The 483-nt window shown below is 59.2% G+C and carries 1 protein-coding gene; it reads right to left on the reverse strand.

The genetic code is table 11. The features are described from left to right. The coding region (locus tag TR36_RS14660; RefSeq protein ID WP_237763620.1) for a LysR substrate-binding domain-containing protein at positions 1-483 on the reverse strand (483 nt) is incomplete at both ends.

Raw genomic sequence — 483 nt, forward strand, 5'->3', positions numbered from 1 at the left:
AAATCCGCGTCAAATGTTGCAGCAGTCTCGCGCAAGATATCAATGAACGCCGAAACCATACTTGAAACCGCCTGAATATCGGGCTGGGCGACCACATATGTATGATCCAGTCGCGGCCTGAAAGGCCGTGTTATGACACCGTTCTGACGCCAAGGATGTGCGGCAAAAGGCTCTATCAATCCGATCGCAAGGTTTTCCGCGATGAGCGCATAGCCCGTGTGCGAACTTTGCGTGGCGATATTGCTGTTGAACCGGACGCCGGACTTCTCCAGCACCGCAGTCGTGGCATCCCACTTCACCTCTCCTTCGGGTAGGATGCGCAGAGCATCACGCGGCACAGCCCCCGCAGTTGCCAGACGCACTGCATTCGGGGCGTTTCCATGCATCAGCGCATATTCGTCGGCGGACCGGATCAGAACTCCGGCGGCCTGCGCCGCACGCGCGAACGTCGAGGCACGCCACCCGTTCGGCAGGCGCAACCAT

The organism is Falsirhodobacter sp. alg1 (assembly GCF_000739715.2).
GTDB lineage: Bacteria > Pseudomonadota > Alphaproteobacteria > Rhodobacterales > Rhodobacteraceae > Falsirhodobacter.